This window comes from Laspinema olomoucense D3b, from assembly GCF_025370785.1.
Classification (GTDB): domain Bacteria; phylum Cyanobacteriota; class Cyanobacteriia; order Cyanobacteriales; family Laspinemataceae; genus Laspinema; species Laspinema olomoucense.
On record NZ_JAMXFA010000027.1, the window covers coordinates 1 to 14,974 of the forward strand.

Annotated in this window: 17 protein-coding genes; 13 read left to right on the plus strand and 4 right to left on the minus strand. The window is 47.1% G+C overall.

From position 1 onward, the window contains the following. The first annotated feature begins 63 nt into the window (after nucleotides 1-63). The 12 genes from NG792_RS18685 to atpC all read left to right on the plus strand — a co-directional run bounded on the left by NG792_RS18685 (nucleotide 64) and on the right by atpC (nucleotide 12,933). Nucleotides 64-303, plus strand: coding sequence for a hypothetical protein (locus tag NG792_RS18685; protein WP_261236381.1), 240 nt, complete (start codon nucleotides 64-66; stop codon nucleotides 301-303). 34 nt (nucleotides 304-337) lie between these two features. Beyond that, a complete protein-coding gene (locus tag NG792_RS18690; protein ID WP_261236382.1) occupies nucleotides 338-1,048 on the plus strand; it encodes a hypothetical protein in 711 nt (236 codons plus the stop codon). Between the two features lie 132 nt (nucleotides 1,049-1,180). After that, nucleotides 1,181-1,900, plus strand: a complete 720-nt coding sequence (locus NG792_RS18695; protein ID WP_261236383.1) for a hypothetical protein — start codon at nucleotides 1,181-1,183, stop codon at nucleotides 1,898-1,900. Between the two features lie 183 nt (nucleotides 1,901-2,083). Next, the gene (locus NG792_RS18700) at nucleotides 2,084-3,433 is read left to right on the plus strand and encodes a four-carbon acid sugar kinase family protein (RefSeq protein ID WP_261236427.1); all 1,350 of its coding nucleotides are present in this window, start codon (nucleotides 2,084-2,086) and stop codon (nucleotides 3,431-3,433) included. Nucleotides 3,434-3,536: 103 nt separating this feature from the next. Beyond that, the gene (locus NG792_RS18705) at nucleotides 3,537-5,306 is read left to right on the plus strand and encodes a glycosyltransferase 61 family protein (RefSeq protein WP_261236384.1); all 1,770 of its coding nucleotides are present in this window, start codon (nucleotides 3,537-3,539) and stop codon (nucleotides 5,304-5,306) included. Nucleotides 5,307-5,492: 186 nt separating this feature from the next. Next, nucleotides 5,493-6,452: a septum site-determining protein MinC gene (gene minC, locus NG792_RS18710; protein ID WP_261236385.1), complete on the plus strand. Its 960-nt coding sequence runs from the start codon at nucleotides 5,493-5,495 to the stop codon at nucleotides 6,450-6,452. 172 nt (nucleotides 6,453-6,624) lie between these two features. Next, nucleotides 6,625-7,422 (plus strand): septum site-determining protein MinD, encoded by a 798-nt coding sequence (gene minD, locus NG792_RS18715; RefSeq protein WP_261199038.1) that lies wholly within the window; start codon nucleotides 6,625-6,627, stop codon nucleotides 7,420-7,422. 33 nt (nucleotides 7,423-7,455) lie between these two features. Beyond that, a complete protein-coding gene (gene minE, locus NG792_RS18720) occupies nucleotides 7,456-7,851 on the plus strand; it encodes a cell division topological specificity factor MinE (protein ID WP_261236386.1) in 396 nt (131 codons plus the stop codon). Between the two features lie 1,321 nt (nucleotides 7,852-9,172). Then, complete coding sequence (locus NG792_RS18725) at nucleotides 9,173-9,352, plus strand: hypothetical protein (protein ID WP_261199036.1); 180 nt, start codon at nucleotides 9,173-9,175, stop codon at nucleotides 9,350-9,352. Nucleotides 9,353-9,607: 255 nt separating this feature from the next. After that, nucleotides 9,608-10,507 (plus strand): choice-of-anchor L domain-containing protein, encoded by a 900-nt coding sequence (locus NG792_RS18730; RefSeq protein ID WP_261236387.1) that lies wholly within the window; start codon nucleotides 9,608-9,610, stop codon nucleotides 10,505-10,507. 465 nt (nucleotides 10,508-10,972) lie between these two features. Continuing rightward, nucleotides 10,973-12,421, plus strand: a complete 1,449-nt coding sequence (gene atpD / locus NG792_RS18735; RefSeq protein WP_261199034.1) for a F0F1 ATP synthase subunit beta — start codon at nucleotides 10,973-10,975, stop codon at nucleotides 12,419-12,421. A gap of 104 nt (nucleotides 12,422-12,525) precedes the next feature. After that, entirely contained in the window at nucleotides 12,526-12,933 is a 408-nt protein-coding gene (gene atpC, locus NG792_RS18740; RefSeq protein ID WP_261199129.1) for an ATP synthase F1 subunit epsilon, read from the plus strand. Between the two features lie 99 nt (nucleotides 12,934-13,032). Here the strand turns inward: atpC and NG792_RS18745 are convergent, their stop codons facing one another. The 4 genes from NG792_RS18745 to NG792_RS18760 all read right to left on the minus strand — a co-directional run bounded on the left by NG792_RS18745 (nucleotide 13,033) and on the right by NG792_RS18760 (nucleotide 14,504). Further along, nucleotides 13,033-13,338, minus strand: coding sequence for a DUF7734 family protein (locus NG792_RS18745; protein ID WP_261199033.1), 306 nt, complete (start codon nucleotides 13,336-13,338; stop codon nucleotides 13,033-13,035). Nucleotides 13,339-13,348: 10 nt separating this feature from the next. Further along, the gene (locus tag NG792_RS18750) at nucleotides 13,349-13,480 is read right to left on the minus strand and encodes a hypothetical protein (RefSeq protein WP_261199032.1); all 132 of its coding nucleotides are present in this window, start codon (nucleotides 13,478-13,480) and stop codon (nucleotides 13,349-13,351) included. Between the two features lie 8 nt (nucleotides 13,481-13,488). Further along, nucleotides 13,489-14,106, minus strand: coding sequence for a DUF3177 family protein (locus tag NG792_RS18755; RefSeq protein ID WP_261236388.1), 618 nt, complete (start codon nucleotides 14,104-14,106; stop codon nucleotides 13,489-13,491). Between the two features lie 176 nt (nucleotides 14,107-14,282). Beyond that, nucleotides 14,283-14,504 (minus strand): Calvin cycle protein CP12, encoded by a 222-nt coding sequence (locus NG792_RS18760; RefSeq protein ID WP_261199031.1) that lies wholly within the window; start codon nucleotides 14,502-14,504, stop codon nucleotides 14,283-14,285. A 275-nt stretch (nucleotides 14,505-14,779) separates the two neighbouring features. On the opposite strand from NG792_RS18760, the gene NG792_RS18765 reads away from it, so the two are divergent. Beyond that, on the plus strand, nucleotides 14,780-14,923 hold the full coding sequence (locus tag NG792_RS18765; protein ID WP_261199030.1) for a hypothetical protein: 144 nt from the start codon (nucleotides 14,780-14,782) through the stop codon (nucleotides 14,921-14,923). The last annotated feature ends 51 nt before the right edge of the window (nucleotides 14,924-14,974 follow it).

The window sequence follows — 14,974 nt, forward strand, 5'->3', positions numbered from 1 at the left end:
CTCACCTTCATGCTCCAGGGCCTTGATCTAGAGATTCCCCCCAATAGCAGTTAAATTTTCAAAATGAGAATTGCTGAGAAAATTGAGGCGGAAGAAACTATTCAGGGTTTATATCAAGTCAGGGACGGGAGTTTGAAGGCATGGGAAGCTCCGGCGGGTCTGTTTCTCGCCGTTAAAAATTATTGCAACTTCACCCTAGTTATTGCGAGTAACTCTCAGGGGTGCTTCAACGAAGGAACTCGGCTCAAACCCCTCGGTTTATGCCAGAATAAAACAGGCGATCGCCTCATGGAGCATCCATGATCCTGAACTATCTACAAGATAGGGAGATTCTACCGTGCGACCGGACCTTAAAGAGTTGCCCATCCCCAAAATTGAACTCAAACGATTGACTGGTTTAGATATTGAAGCGGTTAACCACTTTTCTATGCCGACCCTACTCAGTTTAGATCCCGGACCGGATTCCCCGAGTTTAATTCGGTATTTACCGTTTCTGTTCGCCTTTGCAGTCGGCTTAACCTATCCCCTGGCGATCGCAAGTTTAAATCTCACCTTTCCTTTCGAGTGGTTGTTCCTGAGTACCCAATTGGTTGTGGGGTTATTTCTCACAAAGCTAGTCCAGTTTTTCTGGGTGAAAAAACACGTCGGCCAATCTCTCCCGGGATTGTTGCATGAAGTGGAGCGATTTAATGATATAATCCGCGTCATTGATATCAACGATCGCCTCGAAGAAGTGGGAAATCCCGACGTTCATTTACGCGATCGGGAACAAGTTATAGAAGCCCTCCAATTAACCAAAGAAGATTTAATTCGCGCCTTAAGAACCGAACGAATCCTCCGAAAACATAAAACTTTCATCGCTCGAAATCCTGAAATCTTTGCCAACAACTTGACGGCTTTAGCTGCCTTGCAAGTCGCCGATAAAGCCAGCGAACATGGACGCCTGCTCAATGAAGCCTTGCAAATTGCTCTCAGTGCGAATGAGGAAATCGGCAAATTATCCCCGAGACCCCCATCCCCTTCTTCTCAAAGTCCAGACTCCACCTAAAACCATCTGACATCCGCTAGGGAAACCCACTCCCTGAGTTTGTTAAGATAGCGACAAGTCCAAGGGTACTCGGAACTAATGGCCCTGACTGGGATGAAAAAGTGGCAATTCTATCCATAGGAGCATCAAACCGTGCGACGAGATTTACAAGGCTTAGAAATTAGCAAAGGAGAACTCCGACGCCTCAGCGGGGTGTCCGTAGAGGAGTTAATTCGACCTTCGACGATGGAAAATCCTAACAGAAGGTCAAATTTTTTATATAAAGAGACGTTAGTCATTAGTTGTTTAACGATTATTTTATTTGTAGCCATATTAGCTCTGGGAGATTGGATTGCCTGGGAAATTAGAGGAGTTCCCATTGATTTAGCTTTTAATAATGCCCCATCCTGGCTTGTTTTGGGAACCCTAGCGAGTACCACCTGTCTCGTAGCTATCGCCACCCGGTTTATGTGGTTGAAAAATAACACCCGTAAGGGGGATTCTCTTCTGGGGCTTCTGGATGATGTCGAAAACTATAATGATTTAATAAAGGCGATCGAACTAAATGACTCCCTGGAAGATGTGGGAAATCCAGGAGTGCGACTGAGCAACCGAGATGATATCATTGATGCATTGAAACTCACCCGCCAGGATTTAATTCGCGCCTTAAGAACGGAACGCATTTTAAGGGAAAATCGCAACTTTATAGAACGCAATCCCGAACTGTTTGCCAATAATTTAAACGCGATCGAAGCTTTGCAAGTTAGCGATAAAGCCAGTGAACGGGGACGATTGCTCAATGAAGCCTTGCAAATTGCCTTAAACACCCAAGGAGAACTCAGAAAACTGCAAGATAGACGGCATCATTATTAACAGTTTTTAAATACATATCCCAGAGACTCGCCATCTAAAACCCGTGGGTTTGGGGTGCTTTTGGGTCGATCGCGTTGGAGGGGCTCTCCTACTTTCTCCCCAAATTGCCTCCAGATGGAGTTGAATCGCGATCGCCAGTTCCCCGAAGATGAGAAAATGGGAACAACCGCGTCAAAAGTAACCATGAACACTCAACCGAAAATTATCGTTCTCGATGACGATCCCACGGGTTCCCAAACCGTACATAGTTGCCTGTTGCTGACTCAGTGGGATGTGGAAACCTTGCGCCTGGGGTTGCGCGAGGAAGTCCCCATTTTCTTCGTTCTCACTAATACGCGATCGCTGACGCCTGATCAAGCCGATGCCACCACTCGCGTTGTCTGCCAGAACCTCAAACAAGCACTAGCGGCAGAAAATATCTCAGATTTCCTGGTTGTCAGTCGTTCCGACTCCACCCTACGGGGACATTATCCCATCGAAACCGATGCGATCGCCGAAGAACTTGGTCCCTTTGACGCACATTTCCTCGTCCCCGCCTTTTTTGAAGGGGGACGCATTACCAAAAATAGTACCCATTATCTAATCATTGATGGGGTAGAAACTCCGGTTCATGAAACCGAATTTGCTAAAGATTCCGTGTTTGGATATCAATATAGTTATCTTCCCGATTATGTGGCAGAAAAAACAAAAGGACGAATTCCCGCCACAGAAGTTGACTGTTTTTTACTTCCGGATTTGCGTTCACCAAACCAGACAAGTACAAACCCTTCTCTTCAAGAACGGTTAATGCAATTATCGGGTAACCGTTGTTGTGCCGTGGATGCAGAAAATCAAGGGGATTTGGACTCTTTTGCTACTGAGGCGATCGCCGCAGCGAGTCAAGGGAAACGCTTCCTATTTCGGAGTGCAGCCAGTCTTCTCACTTCCCTGGCGAATCTAGGACCCCAACCTGTTCCGGCGATCGAGATGGGTCAATTTGTGCGAGAAGCAAAACCCGGTGCAATTATTGTCGGTTCTCACGTCAAAAAAACCACCCAACAATTAGAACGGTTACTCTTAGAAACCTCCGTAACCGGCATTGAAATTGATGTTTCTCATTTACTTGAAGACTCACCCACCCAACGGGAAAAATTATTACAAACCATTCTGGATAAAGTCCAGCAAGCGCACCAAGCAGGAAACACTCCCGTAGTTTATACCAGTCGCCAAGAACTTGCTTTTCCCGATGTTCAAACCCGCTTAGAATTTGGCGTCGCCGTTTCTGCCTTGTTAATGGATGTCGTGCGCGGTTTGCCCAAAGATATCGGATTTTTAATTAGCAAGGGAGGAATTACCTCCAATGATGTTTTAAGTACGGGATTAGCCTTAACTAGCGCCCGTCTCCTCGGTCAAATTATTGCCGGTTGTTCGATGGTTCAAACTCCGGAAAATCATCCTCTATTTCCGAATTTGCCCGTAGTTTTATTTCCGGGTAATGTGGGGGATGCCGATGGATTGGTGACGGTTTATCAGCGACTCACTCATGCTTCTTAGCGGGAAATAACGATAAAAGTTCCCAGACTAATAACTGCCGGGGAGTGAAATTCCCGGCAATTAATGCTATGAATTTTTTCCCCTCTGCTACTTTTTCATCCCTATGAATCGAATTAAGGCAATTTCTACAACTCCATCAGGACAACAAGCTGCTTCTCTCTATCAACAAGCACAAAGGCATCTCCAGGAAGGGAATTCCCACCAAGCTAGATCACTTTTTCAGGAAAGCATCAAACTCCAGCCGGATTTTGCCCTCAGCTACCAAGGGTTAGGACAAATTTGGCGATCGCAAGGCAAACTGTCATCTTCTCTGCGATGCTATCTGAAAGTCCTAGAACTCCAACCCGATTTAATTTCAGCAGATTTTTTCCTGGATTTAGGCAGTGAATTTGCTGAAAATAACCAGATAAATGAAGCAATAATATGTTATAATCAAGCCTTAAAAATTACACCAAACCATCCAAAATCTTACTTAAATCTGGGTGTGATGTGGCGAAAAAAAGGGGAGTTAGACAAAGCCGTGGCCTTATATCAAAAAGCCATTACTTTGGAGCCGCACTTACATTTAGCCTATTTTAACCTAGGCAATATTTTTTTGGAACAAGAACTGCTAAATGATGCAATTATTGCATATCTCCAGACATTAATGATTCACCCTTATTTTGAATCGGCTTATCGTAATTTAGGACAAGCCTTAATTCGTCTAGAGCGAATAGACGAGGCTTTTTGCTGCGCAATTCATATTATAACAGACTCGCTTTTAAAATATTTTATACCCTCTATTTCCCATGAGGATATTTCCTCTAAATTTACCACTTACCGCCATAGTAAATATATAGAAATAAATCTCAAAAGCTCAGTCAAGCTCTTGCCACCCAAAAACCCTGATAGCAGCCTTCATTCCTCTTTTAATTGGCAGGTTTATCACAATCCCGAAACCTTCGTCACCTGGATTCCTTCCGGACGCGCTTGGGGGGATTCCTACTCCACTGCGGCGATTAACTCCCAGGGTCGCTTCATCGACGAACTCTGTCAAGGCAGCGCCTCAACCCTCGCCATTTCCCAAAAATTACCCCCAGCCACTCCCCTAGAGGGAACCACCGCCTTTTTATCCGTTCGAGGAGGCAACACTTACTATCATTGGATGGCGGATTTATTGCCCCGATTAAAGTTATTACAGTTAGCCGATATTAAATTACCAGAAATCGATTATTTTGTCGTCAATAGTCGTCATTTGCCATTCCAGCGAGAAACCTTGGATTTACTCGGAATTCCGATTCACAAAATTATCGAAAATTCTCACTTTCCCCATATCCAAACCCCACACTTAGTCGTTCCATCCTTACCAGGAGACGTAGGATTAATGTCTCCCTGGACTTGTCAGTTTCTGCGAGAATCCTTTTTAGACAAAGCAGTAGCCCAGGGACTACAGACCCCAGAGCGCATCTATATCAGTCGTCGCCATGCCAGTTATCGCCGCATCCTTAATGAAGAAGAAACGATCGCCCGGTTATCCCCCTACGGTTTCGTTCCCATTGTCCTAGAATCCCTCTCATTTCTGGAACAAGTCGCCTTATTTGCCAATGCTAAAGCCATTATCGCCCCTCATGGAGCGGGATTAACCAATACCCTCTTTTGTAAGCCGGGAACTCAACTCATAGAAATTTTCTCCCCAGATATGGTGTCCGTCAACTATTGGTTGGTCAGTAATATTATCGGCTTAGGCTATTCTTATTTAATCGGAGAAAGCTTAGAAGAGTATAAAACTCACACATCAATCCCAAGACGGTATTACAATCATCCCCTCTATGAAGATATTGTGGTCAATCTCGATTCCTTGGTACATATCATGCACTTTTCAGGAATGATTTAGAACTTCCACCCAAGCGACTGCCACAGGACCCATTGCTTAGGGTGACCCCAATCCGTGGCGATCGCTCACAAAAGAAAGCCAACCCCGAACCCAAACCACACCCATTAAGTCCCGTTAAATATGTTAAAATCCATGCGGATCGAAAGTACAATCCCATTCACGGGATGGCAATAGGCAATATTTGGCATGAGTTCTGATACGTCACTCTCTTCTATCGAATCAACCGAATCCACCGAATCCACCGTTTCCGAGGGGGATATTTCCGCCAACGCGGACCAGTCCATCCTGTCTGAACAGGTAGAATCCAAAGAAACCCCTGCCGAATCCACCGTTTCCGAACAGGTAGAACCGAAAGGGACAGAAAGTACAGAAAGTGCAGCGATTTCTGAGTACAAGGCGATCGCCCCCAATGCACAAGTTAGATTTAAAACCCAAGAGGACGGCACCCTGTTACTCCTATTGCCCAACGAAAGTAGCAGTAACGACGCCAATACCACAACCCATGCGACTTGGACCGAAATTTTGCAACAAATTCGGCATCGGCTGAATGCAGGAGGGCGCTTTTGGCAACCAGACACCTCGGTGCATTTAATCGCCCAGGACCGCTTATTAGATGGCAGACAACTTCAGGCGATCGCCGAAGCACTAGGCGAATCTAAACTAAGACTCGAACGGATCGAAACCTCTCGCCGTCAAACCGCCGTTGCCGCCGTCACCGCCGGATACTCCGTCGAACAACGCACCACCGTTACCCCCTTTAATCCCAACCCCGTCGCCACCGTTCAAGCCCTCGCCGACCCCCTGTATCTGGAAACCACCTTGCGATCGGGCGTTGAAATTCGTCATCCCGGTAACGTCATCCTCGTCGGCGATGTCAACCCCGGCGGATCCATCATTGCTGATGGCGATATTCTGGTTTGGGGACGCTTGCGTGGACTCGCGCAAGCCGGTGCCAACGGTAACGAGCAATGTATCGTCATGGCACTCCAAATGGAACCCACCCAAATTCGGATCGCCGACTGGGTAGCGCGATCGCCCGAACCCCTCCCGGAATTTTATCCCGAAGTCGCCTACGTCTCTCCCGAAGGAATCCGAATAGCCAAAGCTGCTGATTTTTCTAAAGCCCAGTTGGAACTAAAATCCTAAAGAGATCGCATTCCAATCAACCAAGGGTTGCGCGATCGTGCTAAATTAAATCGGCTCGTTCGATCGTGAAAGCCTTCCAAAAGGTCCGTCGCTTTGCCTCTCTTCTTTAACCCGGAGAGTCAGACACACCAACCGATCCAATAGCAGTTAGTTGTAGAGTCGTCTTCATTACATGAGTCGCATTATAGTCATCACGTCCGGTAAAGGGGGAGTGGGCAAAACCACCACCACCGCGAATCTAGGTATGGCTCTCGCAAAACGGGGCCGCAATGTTGCTGTAGTGGATGCCGATTTCGGCCTGCGAAATTTAGACTTGCTTCTGGGATTGGAAAACCGGATCGTCTACACTGCCGTCGAGGTCCTCTCCGGTCAATGTCGGTTAGAGCAGGCATTAGTCAAAGATAAACGGCAGCCCAAACTCTCATTGTTACCTGCCGCCCAAAACCGCATGAAAGATGTAGTCACCGCCGATCAAATGAAGCAAATCGTCGCTCAATTAGTCGGAAAGTATGACTACATTGTGATCGACTCTCCCGCTGGGATTGAGATGGGCTTTCAAAATGCGATCGCCGCCGCCACCGAAGCCATCATCGTCACCACCCCCGAAATCGCCGCCGTTCGAGACGCCGACCGCGTTGTAGGCTTGCTCGAAGCCAATGGGGTCAAAAAAATTAACCTCATTGTCAACCGCATCAAACCCGCAATGGTCGAAGCTAATGATATGATGTCCGTCGAGGACGTTCAGGAAATTCTCGCCGTTAACCTCCTCGGCGTCATTCCCGACGATGAACGAGTCATTGTTTCCACCAATCGCGGCGAACCCTTAGTATTAGCTGATCACCCCTCCGTAGCTGGAGTTGCCTTCGACAACATTGCTCGTCGCTTAGAAGGTGAAAAGGTTGAGTTTCTCGATATGCGCGTTCCTCAAGAGAACTTTTTTAGTCGTCTGCGGAAACGTTTTTTCGGGTAAGATAATGTCAGGCTCTACCACACCCCAAGCACCATGATTAGCGAACTTATCGAAAGACTTTTCCCTCGAACTGGCGACGAAAATAGTCGTGAGGAAGTCAAGCGTCGTCTGAAACTGGTGCTGGCTCACGATCGCGCTGACCTCGACCCCGATACCGTAGAAGCCATGCGCAAAGAAATACTCCAGGTAGTCTCTCGCTACGTCGAACTCGACCTCGAAGGGTTGGATATTTCTCTGGAAAACAACCAGCGTGCCACAGCCTTAATTGCTAATCTCCCCATCCGCCGAGTCAAAGAGGAAAATCCATCCCTCTCCTTTACCCCACCCCTTCCATCTCCTGAATCTCTTCTATCTCCCGAACCCCCCCCATCCCCCAAATCTCCCGAATCTCCCGAATCTCCCGAATCTCCCGAATCTCCCCCATCCTAATCCAACCCTCTCCCCCCTAATTCAGCGTGGCGATCGCCTCCGCCTCCCCGTTGGCCTCCTTCTAGAGACCTGCTTTTTTTTAATCCCTACCCCCATCATTCATTATTCTCTATCTCTTTCCCATCCCCTTAGCTTCTGATGACAGTCTTTACCCACACCGTCTCATCCCAAATGCGGTTTATATAGCCCCTCTTCCAGCAGTCTGACAATACAATGCACCAAGGGCAAGCATCTTGCTCCCTATCAGCCCAAGGGTCTAATTCCTGTAAGACTCCCTCTATCGGTTTGTTTTAACATCCTCCCCAAAAGCCCATTTAGTCTCCGACTCGGGATGTAACCCCATTTTATTTCAGCCTCACCCCTCCCTTGAGCGTATAATATCCCCTCCGCTGGACTCATAAATCACCCAGGTATAGGCAGTCTAAATCATTCCCAGAATTAATCCCTAGGAGCATCTTGCTCCCTGATAACCGTAGGGAGCAAGATACTCCTACAAACAAAAGAATTGTCCACTTCCTCTCTACCCCCTATATTTAGAGCTAAAACTCAATCAAAATTCGCCTCATACCCAATCCAATTGCCAAAAGTCAGTTTTCTCTTGTAGTGCGCGGCGGCAGCCTACCCTTCACCGAAGCCGCAGGCCCCTCTACCTCAGTGGACCCCCACCCTTGAGGCTGTGGGTTTTTATAGACCTTTAAAAACCAGATTCCGTATCAGTTCTATTTAATTGAGAGTCTCATCGCCAATCTACCTACCAAAAGGTTTTACAAAATGGCCACAGCATAGGTGGGCCTTGTTTATCTAACCCCTTCTTTTTCCTTTACGGTCATCCTATTTAATTCCGAGAAAATTACTCAAACAAATCCCTAAATAGTCCCCTTTTTATTTCTCGTATTCCCCGGATTTTTTCAGCATTCCGTGAAGACTGTACATCACCCTTTTGATGAAAATAGAGGGACATTAAACTACCGCCAGGGCGACTCAGAGAGGCCCGGTCACCTCCTTTTATAAAGTTTTGATGTTGGTATTATATTTTTTCTGTAAAGTTACGACCAAAAAACCCGGACAGGCGACTCCGTGTTTTTTCGGAAATATGAAGAAACGTAAATTTTTCCAGACCTATTTTTTTTTTCCATTAAAAGGAAACTCCCTCAGAGCCTTCTCACTGTAGGGTTTGAACTGAAATCCCTCAAGAGGGGACAGTTTGAGTTAGGATCAATATGGGAAACAATCCATCCCCGCTTTAATTCTCAATCTCAATCCACCAAGGGTGTGTCAACAGGTATCCCAGGTTTCTGTGAGTTGCCACACATACTATCTGATGCTTCCACTTTTACTATCTACCTGGCTCCTGATGGGTTTGGGGGTAGATGAACCCAACATCAAACTCTGCTGGTCCAATTGGCATCAACCCCAACTGGATCACCCGTCATCTTCTCATCAGTACATCGAAGAACCCATTTCGTCCCACTATCGCGGCAGTGCTAGGGATCGCGATTAACTTGCCTGTTTTACCGCATTTCGGTCTTGTTCCGTCGAGTATCACCCTCAAAAATCCGCCCGGTTAACCCCTTTTCCCAGCGGCCACATCCCTAACACTGGAGGCTTAGAATCGGGTTACCCTGACATTAGCGCCAATGATAACTTGACCAACCCAGCTAACCTGTCTCCCTTGTTAAATTTTCAGTAGATCTATTGAGTTTGAGGTAAACTAAAATTAACCCAAACGTGAGTAATCTCTTCTCCCAATCCGAGTATGAATCTTTACAGAAACTTTACAATTGGAGCAGCACTGACATCAGCCGCTGCTATCACTCTTGTTAGCCCATCGGCTATAGCGTTTACTATTACCCCGACTAACAATACCCAAACTTTGCTGAACGCACTGCTTGGAACCAGCTATGGATTGAGTCAGGTTTCAATGACGATCAACGGCAATGCAAAAGCAATGGGTCTATTTGAAAATGACCCCTTTGGCTTAGGGTCAGGCATCGTCCTCAGTACGGGTGAAGTGATTGAAATACCCGGAAAAAATACTCTAGATGGGGGAACTATCCCCGAGTATCCTTCTATCACTGACCTGAGTAGCGAGTTAAAGGCTGATAACAACACCTCTGACTCAGTTTCTCTGGAAATTAGCTTTAATGCTGACCAGAGTGCCAGTAAGTTGTTCTTTCAATATGTGTTTGGTTCTGAGGAATTTGTAGAATTTGGAGGGACTGGCTTCAATGATTCCTTTGAGTTGTTACTTAACGGAACCAATCTAGCCAAACTGAGTGATGGTCAAGAGGTCACTATTAAAAATCTAGTGCCTAATCCTAAGGGGCCTTTTCACCCCGACTATCTCAACAATCCGGTGGGATCTAGCATCCCGACTAAATTGGATGGCTATACCCGAACCCTGACCTTTGAGGGACAGCTTCTGCAAAATGCGAGAAATACTCTGAGGATTAATATCACCGATGTCGGTGATAACTACTTAGATTCCGTTGTTTTCTTGAAGGGAGAGTCTTTGGGCACCGCTCTACCCCTGCACCGGGACTCGGAGAAAGTTCCGGAACCCGGTTTAGCGATCGCCTCTTTAGTTGTGGGGGGTCTCATCCTCCGCAAGGGTCGCCAATCCTCATCCCGTTCCCGGGACTCACATACTCCATAAAATTGACTTGACGGTTAACGGTTAAATCCACTACGGATTGTTCCGGCTATCAGGGTGCCCAAAGTATTCAGGGGCCATTCGGCTGAGGGTTTCAGTTCAGGGCGATCGCACTCCTTCCCATCCGCTCACATTCCAAATCACTGTTCCCAAAAAACTATCATCCCCCACAGCAATATCTAGATGCTCAAAATCTAACCTCAGATTTTCTCTATTTAACCTATTTATTGACTTCTTATATTTCTAATTAACAATTTGCAATAATTGAGTGCGACCCCCCGAAATATGCCCCGCCCCTTGCTCCTTACTCCGACTAAAAAAGTGACTTTAATTCGCCAAAAATATCACCAAAAATAGAAGTGTCAGGCGATCCCAATTAGTGATACCCTTGAGGATGGCAAAAATAACGCTAACTCAGAGCGTTCAGAGCGGATCCCTTTAGCTAGAATTATCGAGAAAGACCCAAGCATGGTAGCCACCGCAGAAAAAACCAACGTAGGACACATCACCCAAATTATCGGTCCCGTTATAGATGCAAAATTTCCCGCCGGGAATATGCCACAGATCTACAACGCGCTGAAAATTACGGGCCAAAACGACGCCGGACAAGAAGTTTCCGTCACTTGCGAAGTGCAACAGTTACTTGGTGACAACCAAGTTCGTGCCGTTGCTATGAGCGGAACCGACGGATTAGTGCGCGGCATGGAAGTCGTGGACACCGGCAAAGCAATCAGCGTTCCCGTGGGAACCTGCACCCTAGGCCGAATTTTTAACGTTATTGGCGAACCCGTAGACAACAAAGGGCCAGTCAATGCCGAGCAAACTTTATCCATTCACCGTTCGGCCCCCGCTTTCACCGAACTCGAAACCAAACCTTCGATTCAAGAAACGGGCATCAAAGTGATCGACTTACTCGCCCCCTATCGTCGGGGTGGAAAAGTCGGTCTGTTTGGTGGAGCCGGAGTCGGCAAAACCGTGATCATCCAAGAGTTGATCAACAACATCGCCAAAGCCCACGGCGGCGTATCCGTCTTTGGTGGGGTGGGTGAGCGCACCCGTGAAGGAAATGACCTTTACAACGAATTTATCGAATCCAAGGTTATTAATATCGATAACCTCCCCGAATCGAAAGTGGCCCTGGTATATGGTCAGATGAACGAGCCACCGGGTGCCCGGATGCGTGTCGGTCTCTCTGCCCTGACGATGGCGGAATATTTCCGTGACGTTAACAAGCAAGACGTGCTGTTGTTCATCGATAACATCTTCCGCTTCGTGCAAGCTGGTTCGGAAGTGTCCGCACTGCTAGGCCGGATGCCCTCTGCTGTGGGATATCAGCCCACCTTGGCCACCGAGATGGGTGAACTCCAAGAGCGGATTACCTCCACCACGGAAGGTTCCATCACCTCGATTCAGGCGGTTTACGTCCCTGCGGATGACTTAACTGACCCTGCACCGGCAACCACCTTTGCTCACTTAGATGCTACCACCGTGTTATCTCGGGGCTTGGCATCCAAAGGGATTTACCCGGCTGTGGATCCGTTGGATTCTACCTCCACCATGCTGCAACCCAGCGTTGTGGGTGCAGAACACTACGATACCGCTCGTGCCGTGCAAGCCACCTTGCAGCGCTATAAAGAACTGCAAGACATCATCGCCATTCTCGGTTTAGATGAATTGTCTGAAGATGACCGCTTGACTGTGGCGCGGGCTCGGAAGATGGAGCGTTTCTTGTCGCAACCGTTCTTTGTGGCAGAGGTGTTCACCGGATCTCCCGGTAAATATGTGAAACTGGAAGACACTATCAAAGGATTCCAGATGATTCTGTCAGGAAAACTGGATGACCTGCCGGAACAAGCTTTCTATTTGGTGGGCGATATTAACGAAGCGATCGCCAAAGCCGAAAAAATGAAAGGCTAATTGCTCCAACGGGCACTCTTGCTAGTGGTTAATAACCGTTAGACGCTATTAACCATTAGCTCGGGTCAATTCGCGAGTAAATCTTGACAATTGAAAACTGGAATATGACATTAACAGTTCGCGTGATTTCCCCAGATAAAACGGTCTGGGATTCTCAGGCTGAGGAAGTGATTCTGCCAAGTACCACAGGGCAACTGGGTATTCTCAGCGAACACGCTCCTTTGCTAACTGCCCTCGATGTGGGTGTAATGCGGGTTCGTGCCGATAAAGAGTGGGTGGCGATCGCCCTGATGGGTGGTTTTGCTGAAGTGGAGCAAAACGAAGTCACTATCCTCGTTAACGGTGCTGAACAGGGCGACAAAATTAACTTAGAAGAAGCTAAAAAAGCCTATTCCGAAGCAGAAACCCGTCTGAATAGCTCGACCACGGGTAGCCGTCAAGAGCAAATTCAGGCCAAACAAGCCCTTAAACGAGCCAGAGCTCGGGTCCAAGCCGCAGGCGGCATGGTTTAACGGTTTAATGGTTTAACTAATTCAATCAAAATCGATTGGGGTGAAGGCGGCAACAGTAATGACTGACTGCTTCACCCTTCACCTTTTTTATACCCTAAATTAAACTCCAACACGGTCGAGTAAAGGCTGAATCGTCTCCCAAGTCAGTCCTTGCTCAATATAGTCGGGTTTTTCTGGATTCAGAGGGCTTTTAATGCGATCAATTTTAATAATTTTACCCGAGTCCGGTAAGATTGGCACATCGGGGTCGAAAGCCGTGGGACGGGTTAAAGAACTGGAAAATCCCTTAAAAATGGTAATTTCATCCAGTTCTTGATCAATTTCTGCCGTCACGAGTAAGACTTCCTGGGGACGTTTTTGAGTATATTTTTCGAGACGTTGGCCCATAGAGGGAGTGATTGCCATCGTTCAAGTTTCAGTCGAGTTTAACATCAGTGGGGATTTCAGAATTATCTGGGGTGAGTTGAAGGGGCGATCGCTCCTCAATTGAGCTAACTAGATTAGCAGGCGATCGCCACTTCACCTCAACGGAGGTAAAGAAGAGCAAAAACAGTATTATTGTCCCGTTGCCGATCGCCCTTGCTTACCCAGACGAATTAGGACAAAGTAAGCAAAACAAACCACATAAATCACTAAACCTACCACTCCCCAAAATCCTAATAAACCGGCGTCGGCATTGGGATGTAAAATTTCTTTAAAACCCCAGGGGGGGTCGAGCCAAACTCGACATGAAGAGTTATTCAGGAGTGCAGATTGACTAGAGAAAGCACAGCCTAAAAAGGGAATTTGAATTAAAGTGCCGACTGCCATATAAATGGAAATCGCCCAACGCCAGGAGGTAAAAGCCAGCTTTAACGGAGACTGGGGGCGATCGTCCACATCTTCATTCAGATCCACCCAAAACCACAGAGAAAGCGGAATCAAAAAGCGAGCTACGAACGCGGAAACAAAGCTCAGAGGGAGAGCACCAATCATCAGATAGACCGTAATGGCAAGTAAGCTCGAAACTCGCCAATAAATCATTAATAACCGCTGAATTGAATCAACATTCTGAGTCAAAGACCAGATGAGTAGAATCAGCGGCAGGATTACTGTAAATAAGACAGCTAGTCGGTAATCCATCCAGACTAGCGATTGAAACCAAGGTTGCTCCATTGTGGATTTGATGACCATCGAACGTTAGCATTGTACAGTTGGTCAATAGACGACCCCGGGCGATCGGCTATTTTGACAACCAACCAGCACAAGCAACTGGACCCTCTGATGAGAGAGTTCCAGTTGCCAAAAAAAGAAATTGCAATCGAGGTTAAAGCCTGTTATCCAGAGTTATTCCCTGGCTGCATTCTTATTTATTCGTCATAGATCCGGCATTCAGCAGCATCCGGGTTGTCATCACAATATTTCTCTAACGAGCTCTTGGGTTTGTTTTGGCGCTGGTGGGCTGCTTCTGCTTGCACTTCTTCAACCGCATCCCAGGCGGCAGCACACTCTTGGGAGTTGGCTCCGCTGGTATCGCAGACAGCGCGAGCATTTTCAAGCTCTTGTTCGATTTGTTCTTTGATATTGCTCATAACTTTTGTTTTCTCAACAACTTGGGCACTTTTGGCACTATGGAAAAGGTTTCCGCTCAATCTTAGCGCTAACTTCTTGGAGTGGGTCTAGTAGAGGGTCAGGGACCAATAGGGGACCACAGAAGGGGCCCGGTTGGGACAGAACGCTAATTTCTTTTACCAGAGATACAGGAAACCCGAGCGGTAGCATTGTATCCGTTGTTATTTTTTAAGATTCTGCGGTCTTACCCAGTCCTCCCCCCTTCGGAGATACTCTACTGTCTTCTTCCCTAGAAATGTTAAATTATTTTAACACAAGCCTCGATAGCCGTGCAGATCTGGGCTTGGAGGGGGCGATCGCCACAGAGCAGGTGGGTCCTACACCTGCATCGGGGCGGGTGGCAACCCCTCAAAATCAGCTAAAAAATAAATATCTTTAACACTCAAAGTTTTAGCACTCTCTCAAAAAGGTGGAACCCGTGGCAGACCAG